The following is a 23,473-nucleotide window of genomic DNA, read 5'->3' as shown; positions in this document are numbered from 1 at the left end:
GACGGGGCGATAGCGGGACCGCTCGGGCTAATGATCCGCCGGATCGGCGCTTATTCCGTCACCCGAACCGGTTCGATTTCGGAAAGCCGTTCGGCACCATGCGGCCGGCCTGGGCGCGGTCGCCGCGCCATTCGAAGAGTTCCTCGGCGGAGCGGTGGAAGCTGCGGCCGCCGGCGCCCTGCCAGGTGAGGCCTTCGGCGAGCTGGAAGACGCGCGCGTCGGACAGGCCGCCATCCTTGTAGCGCTGGAGACGCACGCCCTTGCCGCGCGACATCTCCATCACCTGGCTCAAGGGGAAGACCAGCATCTTGCGATTGTCGCCGACGATCGCCACCGTGTCGCCCTCGGCCGGCACGGCCAGCTTCAGCGTGACGCCCGGCCCGACATTCAGCACCTGCCGGCCCTTGCGCGTACCGGAGAGGAGTTCCGCCTCCGGCACGACGAAGCCGCTGCCGTCGCTGGCCGCGACGAGGCGCTTTCTGTCCGGCACCGAGACGAAGCCGAGGACGATCTGCGCCGCGTCGTCGAGTTCGATCGCGAGACGGATCGGCTCGCCCTGCCCGCGGCCGCCGGCAAGCTTGTCGGCGGAAAGCGTATAGGCGCGCCCGTCGGAGGACAGGAACACGATCTTGTCCGTCGTCATCGCCGGGAAGGCGAAGGCGAGCCCGTCGCCCTCCTTGAAGGACAGCGTCGAGAGATCGGCGACATGGCCCTTCAGCGCCCGCAGAAAGCCCTTCTGCGACAGGACGACGGTGACCGGCTCGCGCTCGATGAAGGCGTTGTTGATGTCTTCCAGCGCGCGGGCCGGCGCCACCGCGAAAGTGGTGCGGCGCTTGCCGATCCGCGTCTTCTTCGAGAAGGTCTCGCGCACCTCGCGCACCTCCGCGTCGAGCGCGCTCCATTGCAAGGCCTCCGAACCGAGCAGCGCCTCGCGCTCGCGCTTCTCCTCGCCGAGGGCGTCATGTTCGCGCTTCAGCTCGAATTCCTCGAGCTTGCGCAGAGAGCGCAGGCGCATGTTGAGGATCGCCTCGGCCTGCACGTCCGTCAGCTCGAAGCGTCGCATCAGGACGGGCTTCGGCTCGTCCTCCTCGCGGATGATGCGGATCACCTCGTCGAGATTGAGAAAGGCGATGATATAGCCGCCGAGCACCTCCATGCGCCGCTCGATCGCGGCGAGCCGGAAGCGGGTGCGCCGCAAAAGCACCTCGCGCTGATGCGCCAGCCATTCGGTCAGAACCTCCCTGAGGTTCAGGACGCGCGGCACCTTGCCGCCCGACAGGACGTTCATGTTGAGCGGAATGCGCGATTCGAGATCCGTCAGGCGGAACAGCGCCTCCATCAGGAGCTCGGCATCGACCGTGCGGCTCTTCGGCTCGAAGACGATGCGCACGTCCTCCGCCGATTCGTCGCGGACATCGGCCAGAAGCGGCAGCTTCTTGGCAGCGAGCAGTTCGGCGATCTTCTCGATCAGCCGCGACTTCTGCACGAGATAGGGAATCTCGGTGACGACGATCTGATAGCCGCCGCGCCCCTGCTCCTCCTTCTCCCAGCGGGCGCGCACGCGAAACCCGCCGCGCCCCGTCGCATAGGCCTCGCGGATGATCGAGGGCGAATCGACGATGATGCCGCCGGTCGGAAAGTCCGGCCCCTGGACGAGGCGCAACAGCTGGTCGACCGTCGCGCCCGGCTCCTCGATAAGCTTCAGCGCCGCGTCGCAGAGCTCGGCGGCATTGTGCGGCGGAATCGAGGTCGCCATGCCGACGGCGATGCCGGACGAGCCGTTCGCGAGGAGATTGGGAAAGGCGCCGGGCAGGACGACCGGCTCCTCGTCCTCCTCGTTATAGGTCGGCTTGAAGTCGATCGCGTCCTCGTCGATGCCGCGCAGGAGGAGCGTCGCGACATCGGTCATGCGCGCCTCGGTATAGCGCATGGCCGCCGGGCTATCGCCGTCGATATTGCCGAAATTGCCCTGGCCGTCGATCAGCGGATAGCGGATGGCGAAATCCTGGCTGAGCCGCACGAGCGCGTCGTAGATCGAGGCGTCGCCATGGGGGTGGAACTTGCCCATCACGTCGCCGACGATGCGGGCGGACTTCTTGTAGCCCTGGCCGGGATCGAGGCGCAGTTCGCGCATCGCGTGGACGATGCGCCGATGCACCGGCTTCAGGCCGTCGCGCACATCCGGCAGCGCGCGCCCCATGATGGTCGAGAGCGCATAGGCGAGATAGCGCTCCTCCAGCGCCGACTTCAGGTCGACGAGCTCGATGGTGCCGCTGCCGGAAGGCGGATCGTTCGGTTTTCCCATGCCGCCGATTTACGGCACTCGGCCGACCGGAACAAGACCGGAACGCGCCCGGCTGGCGCCGGGGCTGCATCCGCCATATTTTGCCTGTAGTTCCCGTCTTACGTCGCGGAGCCGATTCCTCCGGGCCGGCGTCGCCGCGTCCCGTTTTCCGAACATCCCGTTTCCCGCGTCGAAGGATTCCCATGACCGTGTCGCCCGCCCGCCGCATCCTCGCCGGCCTCGGCCTCCTCCTCGCCGGTTCCGGCTCGGCGCTCGCCGCCGATGCCCAGGCCTTCGCCAACCGGCTGAAGGACGTGGCGGCGGCGAATTCCATTCCGCTCGAATTCCAGGGCGCGGAAGCCGCCGGCGACAATGTCGTGCTGAAGGGCGTTTCCGTCGGCAAGGGCGACGACGCGGCGAGGTTCGGCGACGTCACCTTCGAGACGGTGACGGGCTCGGATGCCGAGGGCTGGAAGGTGGCGCGCGTGCCCTTCCGCGATGTCGATACGACGGAGAAGGGCAAGCACCTCGCCGTGTCCGGCATGGCGATCGAGGGCCTGCAGCTGCCGCAGAAGGAAGGCACCTCGAAGCTGCCCGGCGAGAGCCCCTATTTCTTCGACAGCGTGACGCTCGGCAGCCTGAAGGTGACGGACGACGGCAAGGATCTCTTCAGCCTCGGCGCCTCGACCTTCGTCAACACGGTCGATACGAGCGACAAGATCAACTCGCAATTCTCGCTCGGCGACTTCATCCTGAAGTTCCCGGAGAACGACGAGGCGGCGAAGACGCTGCGCGAGATCGGCTACGACCAGTTCAACGGCAACGGCTCGATGGAGATGAGCTGGGATCCGAAGACCGGCGACACCTCGGTCGAACCCTTCCAGCTCACCATCGAGAATGCCGGCGATCTCGCCGTCTCCTATGCGATCGGCGGCTATACGCCGGCCTTCGCCCGCTCGCTCGCCGCGATCCGCCAGCAGATGGCGGCCGATCCGAAGGCGGCGCAGTCCTCCGGCATGGCGATCATCGGCCTTCTGTCGCAGCTCTCCGTCGGTTCGCTGGAGATCGGCTTCAGCGACGCCTCGCTGGCCGGCAAGCTGCTCGACTACTATTCCAAGAAGAACGGCGAGAGCCGCGAGCAGCTGGTCTCGACGCTGAACCAGATGGTGACGCAGACTCTCGCCGGCCTGAACAACCCGGCCTTCCAGACGGAGGTCGCGACGGCGGTCGATAAGTTCCTGAAGGACCCGCAATCGCTGACCATCGCAGTCAATCCGACGCAGCCGATCCCGGCGACGCAGATCCTCGGCGCGGCGATGGGCGCGCCGCAGACCCTGCCGAACGTCCTGCAACTCCAGGTGACCGCGAACGACCAGACGACGGACGAGCCGGAAGACGGGGACGGCGCCGGCACCGCGCAGTGATGCCGGGCGCGGGGCGGACGGACGACCGGCCCGCCCCGCCGCTCATCGTGACGCTCGGCTTCGACGCGGCGAGCTTCGCCACGTTCGACGCGCTGCGCCGCCGGCATTTCCCGCCGGCGCGCAACCATCTGCCGGCGCATCTGACGCTGTTCCACCATCTCGACGGCGAAGAGGAAGCGGCGATCGCCGCGACGCTGCGCGAGGCGAGCCTGGCGCGGCCCCCGCTCCCGCTGGCGGTCGCGGGCTTGCGCTTCCTCGGCTACGGCTCCGCCTTCGCGATCGAGGCACCGGCGCTCGTCGCCCTCCGGCAGGATCTCGCCGCCCGCTGGCGGACGATGCTGACGCCGCAGGACGCGAGCCCCTTCCGCCCGCATGTCACGATCCAGAACAAGGCGCCGGCCGGCGAGGCGAAGGCGCTGTTCGCGTGCCTTCAGGCCGAGTTCACGCCCTTCGACGCGACCGGCACCGAGCTTCTCCTGTGGCGCTATCGCGGCGGTCCCTGGGAAGCGGCCGGCGCGTTTCCCTTCGCCGGCCGTCCTCTCGCCTGATCAGGCCTTCGGCGGCACCGCGACGCGGATGCCGAGTTCGCGCAGCTGCGTCGGCGTCGCGGGCGACGGCGCGTTCATCAGAAGGTCGAAGGCCTGCTGGTTCATCGGGAACAGCGTGATCTCGCGCAGGTTCTTCGCGCCGCAGAGCAGCATCACCACGCGATCGATGCCGAAGGCGCAGCCGCCATGCGGCGGCGCGCCGTACTGGAAGGCACGATACATGCCGCCGAACCGGTCCTCGACATCGGCCTGGGACAGGCCGACCATCTCGAAGGCCTTCACCATCAGCTCCGGCGACTGGTTGCGGATCGAGCCGGACGCGATCTCGAAGCCGTTGCAGACGGCGTCGTACTGAAAGGCCTTGATCGTCAGCGGGTCCTGGCTTTCCAGCGCCGCCATGCCGCCCTGCGGCATGGAGAAGGGATTGTGGGCGAAGTCGATGCGCTTCTCGTCCTCGTTATATTCGAAGAACGGGAAGTCGACGATCCAGCAGCACTCGAACCGGTCGCGGTCGACGAGATTCAGCTCCTCGCCGGCGCGGGTGCGGGCCTCGCCGGCGAACTTGTAAAACTTCGACGGCTCGCCGGCGACGAAAAAGCAGGCGTCGCCGTCGCCGAGGCCGAGCTGAGCGCGGATCGCGTCGGTGCGCTCGGGGCCGATATTCTTGGCGAGCGGGCCGGCGCCCTCCAGCGCCTCGCCCTCCTTGCGCCAGAAGATATAGCCGAGGCCGGGCTGACCCTGCCCTTGCGCCCAGGAATTCATGCGGTCGCAGAAGGCGCGGCTGCCGCCGGTCCGCGCCGGGATCGCCCAGACCTCGACGCCCGGATTCGAGGCGATCATGTTGGCGAAGACCTTGAAGCCGGACCCGGCGAAATGCTCGGTCACCGGCTGCATCACGATCGGGTTGCGCAGGTCCGGCTTGTCGGAGCCGTATTTGCGGATCGCCTCGTCATAGGGAATGCGCGGCCAGTCCTGCGTCACCGGCTTGCCTTCGGCGAATTCCTCGAAGATCCGGGTCATGACCGGCGTCATCGTGTTCCAGACGTCGTCCTGCGTCACGAAGCTCATTTCGAGATCGAGCTGGTAGAACTCGCCCGGCAGGCGATCGGCGCGCGGGTCCTCGTCGCGGAAGCAGGGCGCGATCTGGAAGTAGCGGTCGAAGCCGGCCACCATCAGAAGCTGCTTGTATTGCTGCGGCGCCTGCGGCAGCGCGTAGAACGTGCCGGGATGGATGCGCGAGGGCACCAGGAAGTCGCGCGCCCCTTCCGGCGAGGAGGCGGTGAGGATCGGCGTCGTATATTCGGCGAAGCCCGCCCCCGTCATCTCGCGGCGCATGGCGGCGATGATCTGCGTGCGCTTCACGATATTGGCGTGCAGCGTCTCGCGGCGCAGATCCAGGAAGCGGTATTTCAGCCGCACGTCCTCGGGATAGTCCGGCTCGCCGAAGATCGGCAGCGGCAGTTCCCTGGCTTCGGACAGAACCTCGATCTCGGTCGCGAAGACCTCGACCATGCCGGTCGCGAGCCGGGCGTTCACCGTCTCGGGGCTGCGGGCCTTCACCTGCCCGTCGACGCGCACCACCCATTCCGAGCGCAGGCGCTCGGCCGTGGCGAAGCCGCCGGAATCGGGATCGACGACGATCTGCGTCAGCCCGTAATGGTCGCGCAGGTCGATGAAGAGCAGGCCGCCGTGATCGCGCACGCGATTCACCCAGCCCGACAGGCGAACGCTCGTGCCGACATCGGCCTCGCGAAGTCCGGCGCAGGTATGGCTGCGATAGCGATGCATGACAGAGGTCTTTCCAGTTGGTCCCTCACCGGCGGGCCGGCGGGCGTCGTCCCGCGCTTGCGGGAAAAGAAGTCGGCGGAAAAGCACACCAACCCCCGGCTCTGTCAAGTTGCGGCCGCTTCCCTCGCGCGCGCCCGGTGGTCTATGGATCGGGGATGGAGACCATCGTCACGACCGAAGCCCTCGCTGCCGCCTGCGCGAAATTCGCCGAGGCCCCCTTCGTCACCGTGGATACCGAATTCATCCGCGAGACGACCTTCTGGCCGGAACTCTGCCTCGTGCAGATCGCCTGCGACGAACTGGCGGTGCTGGTCGACCCGCTGGCGCCCGGCCTCGATCTCAAGTCCTTCTTCGCGCTGATGACGGACGAGCGGGTGGTGAAGGTGTTCCATGCCGCCCGGCAGGATGTCGAGATCATCTACAAGCTCGGCGGCATCATCCCGAAGCCGCTTTTCGACACGCAGGTCGCCGCCATGGTCTGCGGTTTCGGCGAATCGGTCGCCTATGACCAGCTCGTCGCCCGGACGACGAACGGGCGGATCGACAAGACCTCGCGCTTCACCGACTGGCGCCGCCGCCCGCTTTCGGACGACCAGCTCACCTATGCCCTCGCGGACGTCACCTATCTGCGCGACGTCTATCGCGTGCTCCAGAAGCGCATCGCGGCCGAGGGGCGCGAGCGCTGGCTGGACGAGGAGATGGCCGCCCTCGCCGATCCCTCGATCTACGACCTCCATCCCGAGGATGCCTGGAAGCGGCTGAAGATGCGGGCCCGCAAGCCGATCGAACTCGCCGTGCTGAAGGAGATCGCCGCCTGGCGCGAGCAGGAGGCGCGCAATCGCAACGTGCCGCGCGGCCGCATCCTCAAGGACGACGCGCTCTATGAGATCGCCCAGCAGCAGCCGCGCGACGAGGCGGCGATGGCGCGGCTGCGCGCCCTGCCGAAGGGCTTCGAGCGCTCGGCAACGGGGGTCGCGATCCTCGCCGCCGTGGCGCGGGCGCATGCCCTGCCGAAATCCGCCCTGCCGCCGATCCCGAAGCAGCCCAATTATCCGGAAGGCACGGCGGCGGCGGTCGAGTTCCTGAAGGTGCTGCTGAAAATTGTCGTCGACGAGGAGGGCGTCGCCGCCAAGCTCATCGCCTCGACCGACGATCTCGAAAAGCTCGCGGTCGACGGCGCCAAGGCCGAGGTGCCGGCCCTGGAGGGCTGGCGCCGCAAGCTCTTCGGCGAGCGGGCGCTCGATCTTCTCGACGGCCGCGCCGCGCTCTGCTTCCGCGACCGCAAGGTGGCGGTGATCAGCGTGTCCTGACGGGCAGCGCCCCCGGTCGCGGCACGCGGGAGCGCCTCAGGGGCGCTCCGCTCCCGGCACCCGCCAGCGGCCGTCCGGTCCGGCGCAGCCCTGCGGCGGCACGGCCTGCGCGAAGCGTTCCGCCAGCCGCGCGCAGCCCCAGTCGCCGAGGCTTTGCGGCACGAGGCCGTTCAGCTCGATGCCGAGTTCGTCATAGGGCGAGGGCCCGCGCGTCACATAGGCGTGCCACTTGAAGCCGAGAAAGATCGCGACGCCGATCGCGATCCCGAGAAAGAGCGAGGCCCATTTCAGCACGGAATGGCTCAGGCCACGTCGAGGCGCAGCCGGCGGTCGACCACCTTGGCGAACTGTTCGAGCCGGGCGACGGGCTTGTCGCTGATGAGACCGGCGAGATCCTTCGGCAGGAGCAGCGTGAAGCCGCCGCGCGGGTCCTGCCGCCAGCGCAGCCGGTCGAGGATGCCGGGCATGGAGGCGGTCAGGATATAGGCGACGCGGAAGAGGGCAGCGAGCACCCTCGCCTTTTCGAGGAGCCGCGCTCCGACCAGCCGTTCGATCTCCGGCATGCCGGTGCGCTCGAAGTCGCCTTCGTGCCGATAGTAGCTGGCAAGGCCCAGATAGCCGCGACCGGCATGGTCGATCGCCTCGAAGGAGGCATGGGCCAGCATCGACAGGCTCTGCGTGCCGCGATAGTCGGGATGGGCGCGCCAGCCGACATCGGAGACGAGAACCGCGGCATGGCGCAGCCGCTCCTCGTAGGGCGTCTCCTCGATCCCCAGCGTCTCGAAGGTGCGCTGGCAGAAGCGCACCAGCTCTTCCGAATGACGCGGCGAACGCGAGCGCAGCACGGCGAATTCGTGCGCCGCCTCGATCAGCGGATCCTTGCGCCGCTCCTCCTCGCTGAGGAGCGTGTGGAGGAAACCCTCGCGCACGCCGAGCGCCGAGATCGCGACATGGGCCGGCTTGAGATGCCGGATCACCGCCTGGAGCGCCACGGCGCCGAAGGCGAGCAGCGCCCGGCGCGGCTTGGACACGGCGGCGATGCCGGGAATGCGGTCGGGATCGCCCCGCATCACCTGGTCGAGAAAGCTCGCCATCTCGGCGGCGGGGATCTCGTAGCCATGCATCACATGCAGCGGATAGCGCCGCTGCTCCATATGGAGCTTGGCGAGGTTGCGCCAGGTGCCGCCGACCGCGAAGAACGGCCGCCCTTCGGCGCTGCCCGTCATGCCGCAGCCGGCGACATGGCTGTCGGCGATGGCGCGGGCCTTGGCGATGTCGTTGCCGGACAGGTCCTGGAGGCGCAGGCCGCCGAGCGGCAGGGTCAGACCCTGGCCGATCGTCCCGTTCGCGATGTCGACGAGTTCGAGGCTGCCGCCGCCGAGATCGCCGACGATGCCGTTCGGCGCGTGGAAGCCGGCGGCGACGCCCTGCGCGGCATAGAAGGCCTCGTCATGGCCGGACAGGATGCGGATCGGCACGCCGATCGCCTCCTCGGCCGCGCGGACGAAGTCCGGGCCGTTCGTCGCCTCGCGCGCGGCGGCCGTCGCCAGCGGATAGACCTCCTCGACATCCGACTGGTCGATCAGCTTGCGGAAGCGGCGCAGCGCCGCGAGCGCGCTCGCCACCGAGCGGTCGTCCAGCCGGTTCGTCTGGGCGATGCCCTTGCCGAGGCCGGACAGGACCTTCTCGTTGAACAGCATCGTCAGCGCGCGGGCATTGCCCTCGTAGATGACGAGACGCACCGAGTTCGAGCCGATATCGACGACGGCCACGGGCCGACGTCCGGCGATGCGCCCCTGCGCGTTCGGTTCAGTCGTAGCGGGAATGTTCTGCACGCTGTCTTGCGATCAGTCTCGGCGCGTCGGATTTCAGGGCCTTGCCCCGGCCGGAAAGGCTGGGATTGGTCATGAAGTAACGCTGCGTGTTGAAGGGCTGTTCCTTCTCGGAAGGAACGATGCGGCGCGAGGCGCCGTCGGACAGGACGGACCAGCTCTGCTGGTTGTCGAGAATGTTGCCGAGCATGATCTGCGACAGGATCTGGCTGTGCACGGTCGGATTGGTCACCGGCACCATGATCTCGACCCGGCGGTCGAGATTGCGCGGCATCAGGTCGGCCGAGCTCATATAGACCTTGGCGTGATCCGACGGCAGGCCGGCGCCATTGCCGAAGCAATAGATGCGGCTGTGCTCCAGGAAGCGGCCGACGATCGACTTGACGCGGATATTCTCCGACAGGCCGGGCACGCGCGGCCTGAGACAACAGATGCCGCGTACGATGAGGTCGATCTCGACGCCCGCCTGGCTCGCCCGGTAGAGCGCGTCGATCACCTTCGGATCGACCAGCGAGTTCATCTTCATCCAGATCTGCGCCGGTCGGCCTGCCTTGGCATGGGCGATCTCGGCGGCGATGTCATCGAGAATGCGCTTGCGCAGGTTCAGCGGCGACAGCGCCAGCTTCTTCAGGCCGGTCGGCTCGGCATAGCCGGTGATGTAGTTGAAGGCGAGAAGGACGTCGTGGGCGATGTCGGGATCGGCCGTGAAATAGGACAGGTCCGTGTAGATCTTCGCGGTGATCGGGTGATAGTTGCCCGTGCCGACATGGACGAAATTGACGAGCTTGCCGTCCTCCCGCCGCGTGACGAGCGAGAGCTTGGCATGGGTCTTCTTCTCGATGAAGCCGAAGACGACCTGCACACCGGCCCGCTCCATGTCGCGCGCCCAGCGGATATTCGCCTCCTCGTCGAAGCGCGCCTTCAGTTCGATGAGCGCCGTCACCGACTTGCCGGCTTCCGCCGCGTCGACCAGCGCCCGGACGATCGGCGAGTCGGCCGAGGTGCGGTAGAGCGTCTGCCGGATCGCGATGACGTTCGGATCGGCCGCCGCCTGACGCAGGAACTGCGCCACGACGTCGAAGCTCTCATAGGGATGGTGGACGACGATGTCCTTCTGGCGGATCGCGGCGAAGCAGTCGCCGTGATGCTCGCGGATGCGCTCCGGGAAGCGCGGGATGTAGGGCACGAATTTCAGGTCGTCGCGCGGCGACTTGACGATCTGCGAGACGGCTTCGAGCGCCAGCATGCCCTGCATCACGGAGACGCGCGAATCCGGCACGCCGGCCTGGCTGGCAACGAAGTTGCGGAGGTCCTCCGGCATGGTCGAATCGAACTCGATGCGGATCACCCGCCCGCGCCGCCGCCGCTTCAGCGCCGATTCGAACAGCCGCACGAGGTCCTCGGCCTCCTCCTCCACCTCGATGTCGGAATCGCGGATGATACGGAAGGCGCCGGAGCCGCGCATGCGGTAGCCGGGGAACAGCCGGCCGACGAAGAGCGCGGCGACGCTCTCGATCGGCACGAAGCGCAGGGCGCCGGGGCCGTCCTGGGCCGGCGGCATCTCGACAAAACGCGGCAGCGCCGCCGGGATGCGCAGAAGCGCGCTCATCTTCTGGCCGTCGCGCTCGCGCACCAGCGATAGCGCGACCGAGAAGCCGAGATTGGGGATGAAGGGAAAGGGATGGGCCGGATCGACCGAGAGCGGCGTGAGGATCGGGAAGATCGCCTCGTCGAAATGCTGTTCCAGCCAGGCCTTGTCGGCGCCCGCGAAATCGCCCGCCGCCATGATGTGGATGTTCTGCTCGCGCAGTTCCTTGACGAGGGTGGCAAGCGAGGCCTGCTGCTCGACCTGCAGCCGATCGACCTCGGCGAGGACGGAATCGAGCTGGTCCTGCGGGGTCTGGCCGTCGTCGCTCTTCAGCGTGATGTTGGCATGGACCTGCGCGGCGAGGCCCGCGACGCGCACCATGAAGAACTCGTCGAGATTGCCGGCCGAGATCGACAGGAAGCGCAGGCGCTCCAACAGCGGATGGGAGGCGTTCTGCGCCTCCTCCAGCACCCGCCGGTTGAATTGCAGCCAGGAGATCTCGCGATTGATGAAGCGGTCCGCCGGCAGTTCGTTGTCGGCCGGCGGCGGTTCGGCGACGACGGGCGGCGCGGCCTGGGCGGAATTGGCCTCCAGCCTCTCCTTGATGCTGGCGACGCTGACATCGGCCAGTCTCGCGGCCTGCGGCAGGCCGGCGAGAACGCCGTCGGTATCGAAGCGGCGCCGCGCCTGGCGCCGGCGCTGCGCGGATTCGGTCTCCGCGCCGCCCATGGCGTCGTCGGGAAGCGGGGCATCCTTGCCCGCCAGCTTGTCGCCGCCCTTGTCCGTACCCTCTGCCTTATCCACCGCCTTCGTCTCTCCTCGCATCCGGCGCCGGCCGCCCAGACAACGCCGTTCAGTCGCCGTGACCAGCCCTCGCTTGGTCGGCCAAGGATTTATCCGACAACACGCGCTGGATCAAAGCCCGCGTCACCCGCTCCTTGGCGGCGAGCGCCTCGGAATCGAGTCTGTCCACGATTCGCCGCGCCGCGCCGAGCGAGCGCTCCATACGGCTCGCCAGATAGTCGATCAACCGCAAGTCGACGTCGAGCTGGCGATCGGCGAAGAGCTTGGCAAGAACGCCGCGCAGCAGCGCGTCGTCCGGCGCGGCGATGGTGGCGAGCGCCGCCGCGCCGAGGCGCGAGCGCAGATCCGGCAATCGGAAGGGCAGCTCGCCCGGCGCGCGGCGCGCCGTCGCCAGCACGAAGCCGCCGCCGAGCCGCGCCGCGTTCAGCACATCGAACAGCGCCGCCTCCCGCGCCGTCTCGCCTTCCAGATCGTCGATCGCGACGGCGAAGGGCCGATCCTCGGGCAGGCGCCCGTCGAAGGTACGGGCGCCGGTCATCTCCCGCCAGGCGGCGACGAGATGCGACTTGCCCGCCCCTTCCGGCCCGACGATCACGGTGACGGGATGCGGCCAGTTCGGCCAATGGTCCACGGCGGCGACGGCCATGCGATTGGCCTCGGTGACGACGAGGTCGTCGCGGGTCAAGGCCGGCCGGTGCGGCAGATCGAGGGGAAACTGGCGGGGAGGACCGCCCGTCATTCCGCGACCTTGGTCGTCTGCTGCGCGGGGTCGAACTCGGCTTCCAGCATCACCCGGATCGGCCCGGTCTCCACCGTCTCGACCTGCGGATGGACCGGCTCCGCCACGCGCCCGAAATACATCTCGCTCTGGAGATATTGCTGGATGGCGAAGCGGACGAGGACGCCGATCGCCGCCGCCGCCGGCACGGCGATGAGGAGGCCGACGAAGCCGAACAGCGCGCCGAAGGCGAAGAGCGCGAACATCAGCCAGACGGGATGGAGACCGACCGAGGCGCCGACGAGCTTCGGCTGGAGGATGTTGCCCTCGAAGAACTGGCCCGAGAAGAAGACGGCGAGGGTCGCGGCGATCCAGATCCAGTCCGGCCAGAACTGGAACAGGGCGACGCCGGTGGCGAGCAGCAGGCCGGTCAGCGAGCCGACATAGGGAATGAAGGAGATGAGCCCGGCGAAGAGGCCGATGAGGAGGCCGAAGTTCAGGCCGACGAGGCTGAGGCCGATCGCGTAATAGCTGCCGAGGATCAGGCAGAGACTGCCCTGCCCCCGCACGAAGCCCGCCACGGACTGGTCAATCTCGCGGGCCAGGCGCCGCACCGTGTGCAGATGCTGGCGCGGCACCCAGGAATCGACCTTGGCGATCATCCGATCCCAGTCGAGCAGGAGATAGAAGGCGACGACCGGGGTGACGACGAAGAGCGACAGGAAGTTCACGACCGCCAGACTCGAGGTCCAGAGCGAGGCGAGCAGCGAGCTGACGATGCTGCTCACTTGGCCGAACATGCCGGAAATGTCCTGCTGGAGCTGCTGCGGGTCCTTGGCGAAGAGCCAGCCGAGGCGGCCCTGGCGGAGTTCCGCGCCGAGCGACTGCAAGCGCTGGAGGTATTGCGGCAGGTTCTGCACGAAGCCGTCGATCTGCGTGACGATCACCGGCACGAAGACCAGCACCGCCGCCGCCAGGACGACGACGAAGAGCACAAGGATGACCAGCGTCGCCATCAGCCGCGACAGGCCGAGCCGCTCCAGCGCATCGGCCACCGGATCGAGGAAATAGGCGATGCACATCGCGAGGACGAAGGGCAGGAGCACCGAGGAGAAGACGAAGAGCAGCCCCACGAAGAGGAGCGCGGCGAGACTCCAGAACATCACCTGCCGGCGCAGGAGGCGGCTGCGATTGGCCGAAGTCAAATCCATCTCCCTCGGCGAATTCTCGGGCGCGGGCCCCTCTATCGGGCGCCTTTCGGGAGATAGGAGCGAGCCCATGCTGGGGTCAAGGGCGCGCGGGGGCTTGCCGAGGGCCGCGCCGCGTGCCAGTCGGACGGAAATGTCCGGGATAAGAGAAATGGCGACGAGCGAGAGCGGCAACGGCCTGACCTATGCGGAGGCAGGCGTCGACATCGATGCCGGCAACGAACTGGTGCGGCGGATCAAGCCGCATGTCCGCGCGACGCGCCGGCCGGGCGCCGACGGCGAGATCGGCGGCTTCGGCGGGCTCTTCGACCTGAAGGCGGCGGGCTTCACCGATCCCGTCCTCGTCGCCGCCAATGACGGCGTCGGCACCAAGCTGAAGATCGCCATCGATACCGGGCTCCACGACACGATCGGCATCGATCTCGTCGCCATGTGCGTCAACGATCTCGTGGTGCAGGGCGCCGAGCCGCTGTTCTTCCTCGACTATTTCGCCACCGGCAAGCTCGATCCCGACCAGGGCGAGGCCATCGTCAAGGGCATCGCCGACGGCTGCCGCCTCGCCGGCTGCGCGCTGATCGGCGGCGAGACGGCGGAGATGCCCGGCCTCTATGCCGAGAAGGACTACGATCTCGCCGGCTTCGCGGTCGGCGCGGCCGAGCGTGGCGCCCTTCTGCCGCGCCCCGACATCGCGGCCGGCGACGTGCTTCTCGGCCTCGCCTCTTCCGGCGTCCATTCCAACGGCTATTCGCTGGTGCGGCGCATCGTCGAACTCTCGGGCGCCGCCTATGACGCGCCGGCGCCCTTCGAGGCGGGCGGGCGGACGCTCGGCGCCGCCTTGATCGAGCCGACGCGCATCTACGTGAAATCGCTCCTCGCCGCGATCCGTGAGACGGGCGGCGTGAAGGCGCTCGCCCATATCACCGGCGGCGGCTTCGTGGAGAATATTCCGCGCGTCCTGCCGGACGGTCTCGCGGCCGAGATCGATGCCGGCGCGATCCCCGTGCCGCCGGTCTTCCGCTGGCTGGCGCGGACGGGCGGCGTCGCTCCGGCCGAGATGGCACGCACCTTCAACTGCGGCATCGGCATGGTGGTCGTCGTGGCGGCCGAGGCCGCCGAGACCGTCGCCGAGGTGCTGACCCGCGAGGGTGAGACCGTGACGCGGCTCGGCGCCCTGGTGCAGCGCGCCGGCGAGGCGGTGATCCTTCAGGGCGATCTGTCGCTTTGAGCGGGCCGAGGAAGCGCGTCGCCGTCCTGATCTCCGGACGCGGCTCCAACATGATGGCGCTGGTCGAGGCGGCGCGGCAGCCGGACTTCCCGGGCGAGATCGTCGCCGTCCTCGCCGACAAGCCGGAGGCCGCCGGTCTCGCCTTCGCCGCCGAGGCCGGCATCGAAGGCCGGGCGTTTCCCCGCCGCGACTACGGCTCGAAGGCGGAGCACGAGGCGGCCTTCGTCGCGGCGATCGAGGCGGCGCGCGCCGACATCGTCTGCCTTGCCGGCTTCATGCGGCTTCTCTCGGCCGATTTCGTCGAGCGCTATCGCGGCCGGCTGATCAACATCCACCCCTCGCTACTGCCGAAATTTCCGGGGCTCGACACGCATGGCCGCGCCATCGCCGCCGGCGAGAGCGAGCATGGCTGTACGGTGCATTTCGTCACCGCCGAGATGGATGCCGGCCCCGCGATCGCCCAGGCCCGCGTGCCGGTGCTCCCCGGCGACACGCCGGACAGCCTCGCCGCCCGTGTCCTGAAGGAAGAGCATCGCCTCTACCCGCAAGCCCTGGCGACGGTGCTGCGGGGCGAAGCGCGTTTCGAAAGCGCATAGCGAGAACGCGATTTCCACACTAGATTGTCGATCATGACGCGATGCAAAGCTCGGCCAGGACTATGAGCTCGACACTCGATCTACAGTTCCTCTTGCGCCAAGTTCAAAATCTCCTGGACGAGACCCGACAGGTCAGGAAGGAGATCGGCGACATCCGGACGCTGACTCTCCAGACTTATGATTTCGCAAGGCGTGTCGAACGTCGCCAGTCGGAAGCCCGGGACGATCTGGAACTGACGGTGAAGATGGAACTCGGCGGCGCCTTGGCGAATCTGCAAACCTCGATCGAGGCCTCGATCGGAAGGGTCGAGGCGAAGGTCGATGCATTGCAGGATCGCCTCGAAGCCGCCTCGCCTTCCCCCTGATCAATCAGCTTCCTTTCACGATCCACACCTTCGTGTCGTGAAAGGCCGCGCCGCCGCAGGGGGCGACGGGATCGGCGCCGACGAGCGTGTTGATCCCCTCGCCGTCCAGGAAATCCGAATTCGCCCAGAGCCCCTCATGCACGACGACGCCGGGCCGCACCGCCTCGGTGAGCGTCGCGTGGAGCCGGATCTCGCCCCGGTGATTGCCGATCGTGACGAGCTCCGCCTCGGCGAGCCCGAGCACCGCCGCGTCCTCGGGATGGATCATCAGTTCCGGCCGCCGCTCGCGCGAGCGCGAGCCCGCCGTTTCGGAGAAGGTCGAGTTCAGGAACTGGCGCGCCGGCGAGGTGGCGAGCTTGAAGGGATGTTTCTCGTCCGCCGCCTCGTTGAGCGACGCATGGTCCGGCCATTCCGGCAGGTCCGCCACCGGTCCCTGCGGCCCGAGCGAGGCCGGCGGCGTATCCGGGCCGAGCCGGACGCCCTGCCAGCCGGGCCGGAAGCGGAACTTGCCATCCGCCCAGCCGAAGCCGGTCATGAAATGCGCCGTCTCGAAATCCGGCTGGCAGTCGAGCCAGCGCCCCTCCTCGATCGCGGCGAGCGTGCCGCGATTCGAGCGACGCAGCATGTCGTCGATGAGTTCGCGCTCGCTGAGACCGAAGCCCGGCCGGTCGGCGACGCCGAGCCGTCTGGCGAGTTCCTCGATGACGAAATGATTGGTCCGCACCGTGTCCGGCGCGTCCACCAGCTTCGGCCCGAGGGTGATGTGGTTCTGGCCGCCGCCGCGATAGATGTCGTCATGTTCGAGGAACATCGTCGCCGGCAGCACGAGATCGGCGAGCTTGGCCGTGTCGGTCATGAACTGCTCGTGGACGCAGACGAAGAGATCCTCGCGCGCCAGACCTTGCCGGACGAGACGCTGTTCCGGCGCGACATTGGCCGGATTGGTGTTCTGGACGAGCATCGCCGCGACCGGCGGCCCGTCGGAGAGCGCCGCGCGATCGCCGGTGAGGACGGCGCCGATCCGCGACTGGTCGAGCGAGCGGACCGCCGGATCGCGGAGCGCCGTGCCCATGATCAGGCTCTTGTCGAGGCCGAAAATGCCGGAATTGGTGTGGAAGGCGCCGCCCCCCTCATATTGCCAATGGCCGTAGACGGCCGGCACCGAGAGCGCGGCATGCATGGCCGGCGCGCCGTTGCGCTGCCGGGTGAAGCCGTAGCCGAGGCGGAAAAAGCTGCGCTTCGTGCGGCCGAGAAGGGCCGCGAAGGCCTCGATCTCGGCCACCGCGAGCCCGGTGATCGCCGCCGCCCATTCGGGCGTCCGGTCCTTCAGATGCGCCTCCAACCCGGCCGGATCGTCGGTGAAGCGCGCCATATAGGCGCGGTCGGCGGTGCCGTCGCGGAAAGCGACATGCATCAGCGCGGCGGCGAGCGCGCCGTCCGTGCCGGGCCGCAGCTTCAGCGCCATATCGGCCTGCGCCATCGTGGCGTTGTCGTAGATGTCGATCGCCACGATGGTCGCGCCGCGCGTCCGGCGCGCCTCCACCGCATGGGTCATCACATTCACCTGGGTCGCCACGGCATTCGTGCCCCAGATCACCACGCAGTCCGATTTCGCCATCTCGCGCGGATCGACGCCGGTCATTCGTCCGGCCCCGGCGAACCAGCCGGTCCAGGCCATGTTGGTGCAGATCGTGTCGAACTGATTGGAATAGCGCTTGGCATGGCGCAGCCGGTGGATGCCATCGCGCTGCACGAGGCCCATCGTGCCGGCATAGTGATAGGGCCAGACGCTTTCCGAACCGTGACGCGCCTCGGCGGCGAGGAAGTTCTCGGCGACGAGATCGAGCGCGTCGTCCCATGCGATCTCGCGCCACTCGCCCGCCCCCTTCCCGCCGACGCGCTGAAGCGGCTTCAACAGGCGGTTCGGGCTGTGGATGCGCTCGGCATAGCGCGCGACCTTGGCGCAGATGACGCCCGCCGTGTAGCTGTTTCCCTTCGCGCCGCGCAGCCGCCCGACCGTGGCGGGCCCCAGGATCTCGACATCGAGCGCGCAGGTCGAGGGGCAGTCGTGCGGACAGGCGCTGTGGCCGGTGCGGAGCGGGGCGAGCTGGTTCATGGGTGAAGCTATACGCCCTGCCCGTCCCGCAGGAAAATTCATTTCCGCGATGGGAGGAATCAGCGCCGGCCGAGGCGGAGGTCGCGCCGGCCGGCGCGCGGGTTCAGGCGGCCTGCATGTAGCGGGCCTTCTCCTCCGGGGAGAGCGCCGGATAGTCGATATAGCCGCGCGCGTCGCCGCCATAGAGCGTGTCGCGGTCGATCTCATTCAGCGGCGCGCCGAGGCGCAGGCGCGTCACGAGATCGGGATTGGCGATGAAGGGCCGGCCGAAACAGGCGAGATCGATCTCGCCCGCTTCGAGGCGCCGCACCGCGAGATCGAGATCGTATTCGTTGTTGCCGATATAGGCCCCGCCGAAGCGCTGGCGCAGCGCCTCGTAGTCGAAGCCGTCCTTCTGCCGGTCGCCCTGGGTCTGGCCCTCGATGACGTGGAGATAGAGCAGGCCCCGCTTCGCCAGTTCCTCGACATAGGCGTTGAAGACGCCCTGCTGGTCGCTCTCGCTGGAGCCGCCCATCACGGTAACGGGCGAGATGCGGATGCCGACATGTTCCTTGTCCCAGGCCCCGACCACGGCATCGACCACCTCCAGCGGAAAACGCATGCGGTTCTCGATCGAGCCGCCATAGCGGTCGGTGCGCTGATTGGTGCCGTCGCGCAGGAACTGGTCCAGGAGATAGCCATTGGCCGAATGGACCTCGACGGCGTCGAAGCCCGCCGCCCGGGCGTTGCGCGTCGCCTTCACATAGTCCTGGACGAGGCGCGGCAGCTCGCTCTCGTCCAGGGCGCGCGGCGTCTCGTGGTCCTTGAAGCCTTCCTCGGTGAAGGCCTTGCCGCTCGGGCGCACCGCCGAGGGCGCGACCGGCAGGGCATGGTTCGGCTGGAGATCGGGATGCGAGATGCGGCCGACATGCCAGAGCTGGAGCACGATCTTGCCGCCCTCGGCATGGACGGCGTCGGTGACCTTCTTCCAGGCCGTCACCTGCTCGTCGCTATGGATGCCCGGCGTCCAGGCATAGCCGCGCCCCTCTTCCGAGATGTTGGTCGCCTCGGCGATGATGAGGCCCGCTTCGGCGCGCTGGCGGTAATATTCGACATGGATGTCCTTCGGCACGCCGTCGGACGTGGCGCGGCTGCGGGTGAGCGGCGCCATCACGAAGCGGTTCCGCAGGTGATGGGGTCCGAGGTCGAAGGGCTCGAAGAGTTTCGAGGGGGCCATGCTGTCTCCTGGGCTGCATTCCGCATCGCGCCGCTTGGCGGCGATGCCGCGCTTACATAGGAACAATGTTCCGCATTGCAGCGAACGCCGCCGCGAACGCATCGTTTCCAAAGGAAGGACGCTTGAACTATCGCCACGCCTTTCACGCCGGCAACTTCGCCGATGTCGTGAAGCACGCCCTCCTCGTCGCCATCGTCGCTTATCTGAAGCGCAAGGAGAAGCCGTTCCGCGTCATCGACACGCATGCCGGCATCGGCCTCTACGACCTGTCCTCGGAGGAGGCGCGCCGCACCGGCGAGCATCTGGCGGGCATCGACGCGCTGCGCGCCTCGCCGGCCGCTGAGGCCGCTGCGCTCGCCGCCTATCTCGACGCCGTGTCGGTCGACGGGCCGGGAGCCTATCCCGGCTCGCCCCTCATCGCGCGGCGCCTCCTGCGCCGCCAGGACCGGCTCTCCGCCTACGAGCTTCATCCGGTCGATGCCGAGCGCCTCGCCGCGCTCTTTGCCGGCGACGTGCAGGTGAAGACCTTCGCGCTGGACGGCTGGCTGGCGCTCGGCGCCCATCTGCCGCCGAAGGAGAAGCGCGGCCTCGTGCTGATCGATCCGCCCTTCGAGGCGAAGGACGAGATCGCCAGCATCGCCGCCGGCCTCGCGGCGGCGCATCGCCGCTGGCCGGGCGGCATCTACGCGATCTGGTATCCGATCAAGCGCGCCGCCGAGCGCGACCGGCTGCACGCCGCGCTGGCGGCGACCGGCATTCCCGACATCGTCGCGGCGGAATTCCTGCGCGAGCCGCCCGGCGCCGAGGATCGGCTGATCGGCACCGGCCTCGCCGTGGTGAACCCGCCCTTTACCTTTGCGCAAGAGGCAGCCGCCATCATGGCAATTCTGGAACAGCCTCTCGGAAAAAGCGGCGGCGCAAGCTCGCGCGTCGTTGCGATCGCATCCGAGCGGCCCTAGAACCTTGATTCGACACGCCGCGCGGCCCGCGCGGCAGCCTCCCCGGAGCCGTGACGCGATGCGTATCGTGGAAAGTCTGGTCCTCGCCGCCTCGCTCGTCGCGGCGCCGTTCGCCGCCAACGCGGCCGACTATATCGAGCGCGAGGCGCCGCCGGCTCAGGTCGTCGTCGGGCTCGTGCCCTCCTGCGAGGATCCGCGCGTTCTCGGCCAGGTCGAGGACCAGTTCGAATACGGCGCGCCGCACATGCTGCAGAGCGACGTGACGATCGCCGAATTCTCGAATCTCACCGAGAAGGCCTATCTGCCGCGCACCGACAATGCCTCGGTCGAGCGCCGCTACTGCCAGGGCAGCGTGCTTCTTTCGAACCAGCAGCGGCACACGGTCTATTATCGCGTCTCCTATCCGCTCGGCTACGCCTCCTTCGGCTGGAAGGCGGAGGGCTGCGTGCTCGGCCTCGACGACTGGAACATCTACGGCGCCAACTGTTCCTCGCTGCGCCGGTTCTGATCCCGATGCGCCTCCTTTCGATGCCCGCCTCGCCCTATTCGGCGAAGGCGCGGATGGCGGCCGTCCTCTGCGACATCGGTGTGGAAAAGGTCGCGGTCGACACCGGGGCCGAGCCGGAGGAACTGACCTCGGCCAATCCGCTCGGCAAGATTCCCGTCCTGATCCTCGACGACGGCACGGCGCTCTACGACAGCCGCGTGATCTGCGAATATCTCGACCGCACCTTCGGCAACCCGATCGTGCCGCAGGGCGACGCCGAATGGCGCGAGGCGAAGCGTCTCGAGGCGACGGCGGACGGGGTGCTCGATGCCGCCATCCTCGTGCTCTACGAAGGCCGCTTCCGGCCGGAGGAGAAGCATCACGCGCCCTGGACCGACCGCCAGTGGCGCAAGGCGCTACGGGGTCTGGCGATCCTCGAAGCCGAGATCGGCGAGGTTCCCGCGCGGCCGACGATCGGCCATCTTTCCGTCGCCGCGCTGACGAGCTGGCTCGACCTGCGATTCGCCGGCAAATGGGAGGCGGCCCATCCCCGGTTGCGGCAGTGGAACGCGGATTTCTTCGCCGCCTTCCCGGCCCTCGACGCGGTGAAGCCCCGTCTCTGATCCCGATCGATCACATCCGCGTTTTACCCTCGCTCAGCCAGCTAAATTCCAGCGGGGGTAAGCTCCGCACCATGCTGGAAGTTAAAAATTCCTGAACAGCCCAGGCTCAAGTTCGGGAATCGAATGGATGGCTCTTCCGTCGTCGACAACACGTAGCTTCGCGTCCCGCCGCCTGCGGCGCGGGCGGGAGGCGAACCTGCCGGTCATTTCCGTCGGCTCGGTGAAGAGCGGCGGCACGACCACCCTCGCCTTGACGCTCGCCTCCGCCGCCGCCGCGGCGGGACTGCCGGTGATGCTGATCGACGGCGCGCCGGACAAGGATCTCGTCGCCTGGAGCAATAAGATCGGCCAGCCGGCCCGCATCGAAGTCGCCTATTGCGAGAAGCCGGTGCGCCTCGAATCGCTGGTGCAGGAAGGCATCGACCGCCGGGCGCTGGTGGTGATCGATGCCGGCCGGACGCTCGACATGCTGCGCACCGGGGCGCGGCTCGCCGATACGGTGCTGGTGCCGGTGCGCTTTTCGCCGCTCTCCGCCTTCGCCGCCGCCGCGACGGACCAGTTCCTCACCTCCGGCAATCGTAGCAATTCGACGCGCCACGCCTTCGTCGCGACGGCGGTGACGCAGATCCCGAGCCGGATCGCGCGCGCGGTCGAGATGCATCTCGACAGCCGCCCGACCGAGCGCCTGCCGATCGGCCTGTCGCAGCGCGCGGCCTACGAGGCGCCGTTCATGTATGGCGGCACGATCTTCACGCTCGACGAGGAAGAGGCGCCCGGGCTCCTGAAGGCGCAGGAAGAGGCGATCGCCCTCGCGACCGAGCTCGACGCGCTGCAATCGGCGGGGGCCAAGCTCGCCCAGCGCACGGCCCAGGCCGTCTCGATCGACCGGCGCTTCGCCGCCTGAGCCCCCGCTCCCGGCCGCCGCGAGGCTGTCCGGCAAGCCCCCGAACCGGATCCCGACGGGGACTTTCCCGACAGCCTCCTAGAGCCGATGCCAGCGGTCCATGGCGGCCGAATCGGAGGCCTTGGCATCCACCCAGCCACCGAGCGTGCCATCCGCCAGATGCTCGCGCTTCCAGAAGGGTGCCTCTGACTTCAGATAGTCCATGAGGAAGGCCGCGCCCTCGAAGGCGGCGCCGCGATGCGGCGCGCTCGCGCCGACGAAGACGATCTCCTCGCCGGGGACGATCAGGCCGAAGCGGTGGACCACCGTCACGCCGCCGAGGCCGAAGCGCGTTCCCGCCTCCGCCGCGAGGCGGCCGAGCTCGCGATCCGCCATGCCGGGATAGTGTTCGAGCTCCAGCGCCTTCAGCCGCCCGCCCTCGTCGCGGCAATAGCCGACGAAGGTGACGAGCGCGCCGATCCGGCCGCCGCCTTCCAGGCGCCGGATCTCGGCGCCGATATCGATGCGGGCGGCGGCGACGCGGATGCGCGGTTCGGCGGTCAAGGCGATCAGCCGCCCGTCATCGGCGGAAAGATCGCGATCTCGCTCGCGCCCGCCAGCGGCTCGGAATGATCGACATGTTCCTGGTCGATCGCGACGCGGATCGATTCGGGCGCCTGGAGCGCCGCCTCGTAATTGGCGCCGCGCCCCTTCAGCCAGTGGAGGAGATCGGCGACGGTGACGACGCCCGCCGGCAATTGCACCATCTCCTCGTCGAGGCCGACCCGTTCGCGCACCCAGGCGAAATAAACGAGCTTCACAAGACTCTCCCGCAGTTCCGGCGCCCCGATGCCGGGCATCGCCTCAATCCGCGATATGGCGCAGGCCGGCCCGGAAATAGTCGTAGCCGGTATAGAGCGTGACCAACGCCGACACCCAGAGGAAGACGATGCCGACCTCCGTCATGTAGGGCACCAGCTTGTCGCCGGCAGGGCCGGCCAGCAGAAAGGCGACGGCGACCATCTGGATCGTCGTCTTCCATTTGGCGAGCTTCGTCACCGGCACGCTGACCTTCAGCTCCGCCAGATATTCGCGCAGGCCCGAGACGAGGATCTCGCGGCAGAGGATGACGATGGCGGCCCAGAGCGACCAGCCCTTGATCGTCTCGCCGGCCGCGAGGAGCAACAGGCAGGCGGCCACCAGCAGCTTGTCGGCGATCGGATCGAGCATGCGCCCGATGGTCGAGGTCTGCTGCCAGGCGCGCGCCAGATAGCCGTCGAAGAAGTCGGTGACGCTGGCGATGACGAAGATCGCCAGCGCCCACCAGCGGGCATTGTCGTTCGCATCGAACTTCCCTCCCCAGAAGAAGCAGGCCACGAGCAGCGGCACCGCGAGGATCCGGGCATAGGTGAGGAGATTGGGGAGATTGAACGAGCGAGAGGCCATCGCGAATTCGGTACAGGACGTCTACGGCGCCCTTCCTTCAATCCTTCGGCGAA

The 23,473-nt window shown here is 68.2% G+C and carries 22 protein-coding genes; 10 read left to right on the top strand and 12 right to left on the bottom strand.

Annotated features, from left to right (window positions below; translation table 11 throughout):
- Positions 1-58: 58 nt before the first annotated feature.
- Complete coding sequence (gene parC, locus IEY14_RS00310) at positions 59-2,305, bottom strand: DNA topoisomerase IV subunit A (RefSeq protein ID WP_188906248.1); 2,247 nt, start codon at positions 2,303-2,305, stop codon at positions 59-61.
- 182 nt (positions 2,306-2,487) lie between these two features.
- Between parC and IEY14_RS00305 the strand changes: the two genes are divergently transcribed.
- Both IEY14_RS00305 and IEY14_RS00300 read left to right on the top strand, forming a co-directional pair.
- Positions 2,488-3,708: an aq_1923 C-terminal domain gene (locus IEY14_RS00305; RefSeq protein WP_188906247.1), complete on the top strand. Its 1,221-nt coding sequence runs from the start codon at positions 2,488-2,490 to the stop codon at positions 3,706-3,708.
- Positions 3,708-4,256: a 2'-5' RNA ligase family protein gene (locus tag IEY14_RS00300; RefSeq protein ID WP_188906246.1), complete on the top strand. Its 549-nt coding sequence runs from the start codon at positions 3,708-3,710 to the stop codon at positions 4,254-4,256. Before IEY14_RS00305 ends, IEY14_RS00300 begins: the two co-directional genes overlap by 1 nt.
- Here the strand turns inward: IEY14_RS00300 and aspS are convergent, their stop codons facing one another.
- Positions 4,257-6,044: an aspartate--tRNA ligase gene (gene aspS, locus IEY14_RS00295; RefSeq protein ID WP_188906245.1), complete on the bottom strand. Its 1,788-nt coding sequence runs from the start codon at positions 6,042-6,044 to the stop codon at positions 4,257-4,259.
- A 155-nt stretch (positions 6,045-6,199) separates the two neighbouring features.
- On the opposite strand from aspS, the gene rnd reads away from it, so the two are divergent.
- Positions 6,200-7,354, top strand: a complete 1,155-nt coding sequence (gene rnd, locus IEY14_RS00290; protein ID WP_188906244.1) for a ribonuclease D — start codon at positions 6,200-6,202, stop codon at positions 7,352-7,354.
- Between the two features lie 36 nt (positions 7,355-7,390).
- Here rnd and IEY14_RS00285 read toward each other — a convergent pair whose 3' ends face one another.
- Genes IEY14_RS00285 through IEY14_RS00265 form a run of 5 tightly spaced genes read right to left on the bottom strand, consistent with a single transcriptional unit; the run spans position 7,391 to position 13,507 of the window.
- The gene (locus tag IEY14_RS00285; protein ID WP_244639240.1) at positions 7,391-7,648 is read right to left on the bottom strand and encodes a hypothetical protein; all 258 of its coding nucleotides are present in this window, start codon (positions 7,646-7,648) and stop codon (positions 7,391-7,393) included.
- A gap of 8 nt (positions 7,649-7,656) precedes the next feature.
- Entirely contained in the window at positions 7,657-9,180 is a 1,524-nt protein-coding gene (ppx, locus tag IEY14_RS00280) for an exopolyphosphatase (RefSeq protein WP_373288921.1), read from the bottom strand.
- Entirely contained in the window at positions 9,164-11,578 is a 2,415-nt protein-coding gene (locus tag IEY14_RS00275) for an RNA degradosome polyphosphate kinase (protein WP_244639238.1), read from the bottom strand. The genes ppx and IEY14_RS00275 overlap by 17 nt, the downstream gene beginning before the upstream one ends.
- Before the next feature lie 49 nt (positions 11,579-11,627).
- Positions 11,628-12,317 (bottom strand): P-loop NTPase family protein, encoded by a 690-nt coding sequence (locus IEY14_RS00270; protein ID WP_188906242.1) that lies wholly within the window; start codon positions 12,315-12,317, stop codon positions 11,628-11,630.
- The gene (locus IEY14_RS00265) at positions 12,314-13,507 is read right to left on the bottom strand and encodes an AI-2E family transporter (RefSeq protein WP_188906241.1); all 1,194 of its coding nucleotides are present in this window, start codon (positions 13,505-13,507) and stop codon (positions 12,314-12,316) included. The genes IEY14_RS00270 and IEY14_RS00265 overlap by 4 nt, the downstream gene beginning before the upstream one ends.
- 148 nt (positions 13,508-13,655) lie before the next feature.
- Between IEY14_RS00265 and purM the strand changes: the two genes are divergently transcribed.
- From purM to IEY14_RS00250, 3 genes are all read left to right on the top strand, one after another.
- A complete protein-coding gene (gene purM / locus IEY14_RS00260; RefSeq protein WP_188906240.1) occupies positions 13,656-14,729 on the top strand; it encodes a phosphoribosylformylglycinamidine cyclo-ligase in 1,074 nt (357 codons plus the stop codon).
- Entirely contained in the window at positions 14,726-15,325 is a 600-nt protein-coding gene (gene purN / locus IEY14_RS00255) for a phosphoribosylglycinamide formyltransferase (RefSeq protein ID WP_188906239.1), read from the top strand. The genes purM and purN overlap by 4 nt, the downstream gene beginning before the upstream one ends.
- A gap of 62 nt (positions 15,326-15,387) precedes the next feature.
- Positions 15,388-15,690: a hypothetical protein gene (locus IEY14_RS00250; protein WP_188906238.1), complete on the top strand. Its 303-nt coding sequence runs from the start codon at positions 15,388-15,390 to the stop codon at positions 15,688-15,690.
- A 4-nt stretch (positions 15,691-15,694) separates the two neighbouring features.
- On the opposite strand, the gene IEY14_RS00245 is transcribed toward IEY14_RS00250, so the two are convergent.
- Complete coding sequence (locus tag IEY14_RS00245; RefSeq protein WP_188906237.1) at positions 15,695-17,806, bottom strand: molybdopterin oxidoreductase family protein; 2,112 nt, start codon at positions 17,804-17,806, stop codon at positions 15,695-15,697.
- 103 nt (positions 17,807-17,909) lie between these two features.
- The gene (locus IEY14_RS00240; RefSeq protein WP_188906236.1) at positions 17,910-19,022 is read right to left on the bottom strand and encodes an alkene reductase; all 1,113 of its coding nucleotides are present in this window, start codon (positions 19,020-19,022) and stop codon (positions 17,910-17,912) included.
- Positions 19,023-19,144: 122 nt separating this feature from the next.
- Here IEY14_RS00240 and IEY14_RS00235 point away from each other — a divergent pair, with 122 nt between their 5' ends.
- The 4 genes from IEY14_RS00235 (at position 19,145) to IEY14_RS00220 (ending at position 21,995) form a co-directional block, all read left to right on the top strand.
- Complete coding sequence (locus tag IEY14_RS00235) at positions 19,145-19,981, top strand: 23S rRNA (adenine(2030)-N(6))-methyltransferase RlmJ (RefSeq protein WP_188906235.1); 837 nt, start codon at positions 19,145-19,147, stop codon at positions 19,979-19,981.
- 58 nt (positions 19,982-20,039) lie between these two features.
- Positions 20,040-20,489, top strand: coding sequence for a hypothetical protein (locus IEY14_RS00230; protein WP_188906234.1), 450 nt, complete (start codon positions 20,040-20,042; stop codon positions 20,487-20,489).
- 5 nt (positions 20,490-20,494) lie between these two features.
- Positions 20,495-21,091: a glutathione S-transferase family protein gene (locus IEY14_RS00225; protein ID WP_188906233.1), complete on the top strand. Its 597-nt coding sequence runs from the start codon at positions 20,495-20,497 to the stop codon at positions 21,089-21,091.
- Between the two features lie 127 nt (positions 21,092-21,218).
- The gene (locus tag IEY14_RS00220; protein ID WP_244639236.1) at positions 21,219-21,995 is read left to right on the top strand and encodes a P-loop NTPase family protein; all 777 of its coding nucleotides are present in this window, start codon (positions 21,219-21,221) and stop codon (positions 21,993-21,995) included.
- Between the two features lie 78 nt (positions 21,996-22,073).
- Here IEY14_RS00220 and IEY14_RS00215 read toward each other — a convergent pair whose 3' ends face one another.
- Genes IEY14_RS00215 through pgsA form a run of 3 tightly spaced genes read right to left on the bottom strand, consistent with a single transcriptional unit; the run spans position 22,074 to position 23,420 of the window.
- A complete protein-coding gene (locus IEY14_RS00215) occupies positions 22,074-22,538 on the bottom strand; it encodes a molybdenum cofactor biosynthesis protein MoaE (RefSeq protein WP_188906232.1) in 465 nt (154 codons plus the stop codon).
- Between the two features lie 5 nt (positions 22,539-22,543).
- Complete coding sequence (moaD, locus tag IEY14_RS00210) at positions 22,544-22,834, bottom strand: molybdopterin converting factor subunit 1 (RefSeq protein ID WP_188906231.1); 291 nt, start codon at positions 22,832-22,834, stop codon at positions 22,544-22,546.
- Positions 22,835-22,838: 4 nt separating this feature from the next.
- A complete protein-coding gene (gene pgsA / locus IEY14_RS00205) occupies positions 22,839-23,420 on the bottom strand; it encodes a CDP-diacylglycerol--glycerol-3-phosphate 3-phosphatidyltransferase (RefSeq protein WP_188906230.1) in 582 nt (193 codons plus the stop codon).
- Between the last annotated feature and the right edge of the window lie 53 nt (positions 23,421-23,473).

Source organism: Aureimonas endophytica, assembly GCF_014642635.1.
Lineage (GTDB): Bacteria > Pseudomonadota > Alphaproteobacteria > Rhizobiales > Rhizobiaceae > Plantimonas > Plantimonas endophytica.
Note: the sequence above shows the minus strand (reverse complement) of the source record. Positions and strands in the feature narration are given on the sequence as shown.

What these genes read in the sequence shown, in the direction of transcription:
- IEY14_RS00270 (WP_188906242.1), bottom strand. Translation starts at nt 12,317, where the DNA reads ATGACGGGCGGTCCTCCCCGCCAGTTTCCCCTCGATCTGCCGCACCGG.
- aspS (WP_188906245.1), bottom strand. Translation starts at nt 6,044, where the DNA reads ATGCATCGCTATCGCAGCCATACCTGCGCCGGACTTCGCGAGGCCGAT.
- IEY14_RS00225 (WP_188906233.1), top strand. Translation starts at nt 20,495, where the DNA reads ATGCGCCTCCTTTCGATGCCCGCCTCGCCCTATTCGGCGAAGGCGCGG.
- purM (WP_188906240.1), top strand. Translation starts at nt 13,656, where the DNA reads ATGGCGACGAGCGAGAGCGGCAACGGCCTGACCTATGCGGAGGCAGGC.
- IEY14_RS00240 (WP_188906236.1), bottom strand. Translation starts at nt 19,022, where the DNA reads ATGGCCCCCTCGAAACTCTTCGAGCCCTTCGACCTCGGACCCCATCAC.
- IEY14_RS00245 (WP_188906237.1), bottom strand. Translation starts at nt 17,806, where the DNA reads ATGAACCAGCTCGCCCCGCTCCGCACCGGCCACAGCGCCTGTCCGCAC.
- moaD (WP_188906231.1), bottom strand. Translation starts at nt 22,834, where the DNA reads ATGCCCGGCATCGGGGCGCCGGAACTGCGGGAGAGTCTTGTGAAGCTC.
- IEY14_RS00300 (WP_188906246.1), top strand. Translation starts at nt 3,708, where the DNA reads ATGCCGGGCGCGGGGCGGACGGACGACCGGCCCGCCCCGCCGCTCATC.
- IEY14_RS00220 (WP_244639236.1), top strand. Translation starts at nt 21,219, where the DNA reads ATGGCTCTTCCGTCGTCGACAACACGTAGCTTCGCGTCCCGCCGCCTG.
- IEY14_RS00305 (WP_188906247.1), top strand. Translation starts at nt 2,488, where the DNA reads ATGACCGTGTCGCCCGCCCGCCGCATCCTCGCCGGCCTCGGCCTCCTC.
- parC (WP_188906248.1), bottom strand. Translation starts at nt 2,305, where the DNA reads ATGGGAAAACCGAACGATCCGCCTTCCGGCAGCGGCACCATCGAGCTC.
- pgsA (WP_188906230.1), bottom strand. Translation starts at nt 23,420, where the DNA reads ATGGCCTCTCGCTCGTTCAATCTCCCCAATCTCCTCACCTATGCCCGG.
- rnd (WP_188906244.1), top strand. Translation starts at nt 6,200, where the DNA reads ATGGAGACCATCGTCACGACCGAAGCCCTCGCTGCCGCCTGCGCGAAA.
- IEY14_RS00265 (WP_188906241.1), bottom strand. Translation starts at nt 13,507, where the DNA reads ATGGATTTGACTTCGGCCAATCGCAGCCGCCTCCTGCGCCGGCAGGTG.
- IEY14_RS00250 (WP_188906238.1), top strand. Translation starts at nt 15,388, where the DNA reads ATGAGCTCGACACTCGATCTACAGTTCCTCTTGCGCCAAGTTCAAAAT.
- IEY14_RS00230 (WP_188906234.1), top strand. Translation starts at nt 20,040, where the DNA reads ATGCGTATCGTGGAAAGTCTGGTCCTCGCCGCCTCGCTCGTCGCGGCG.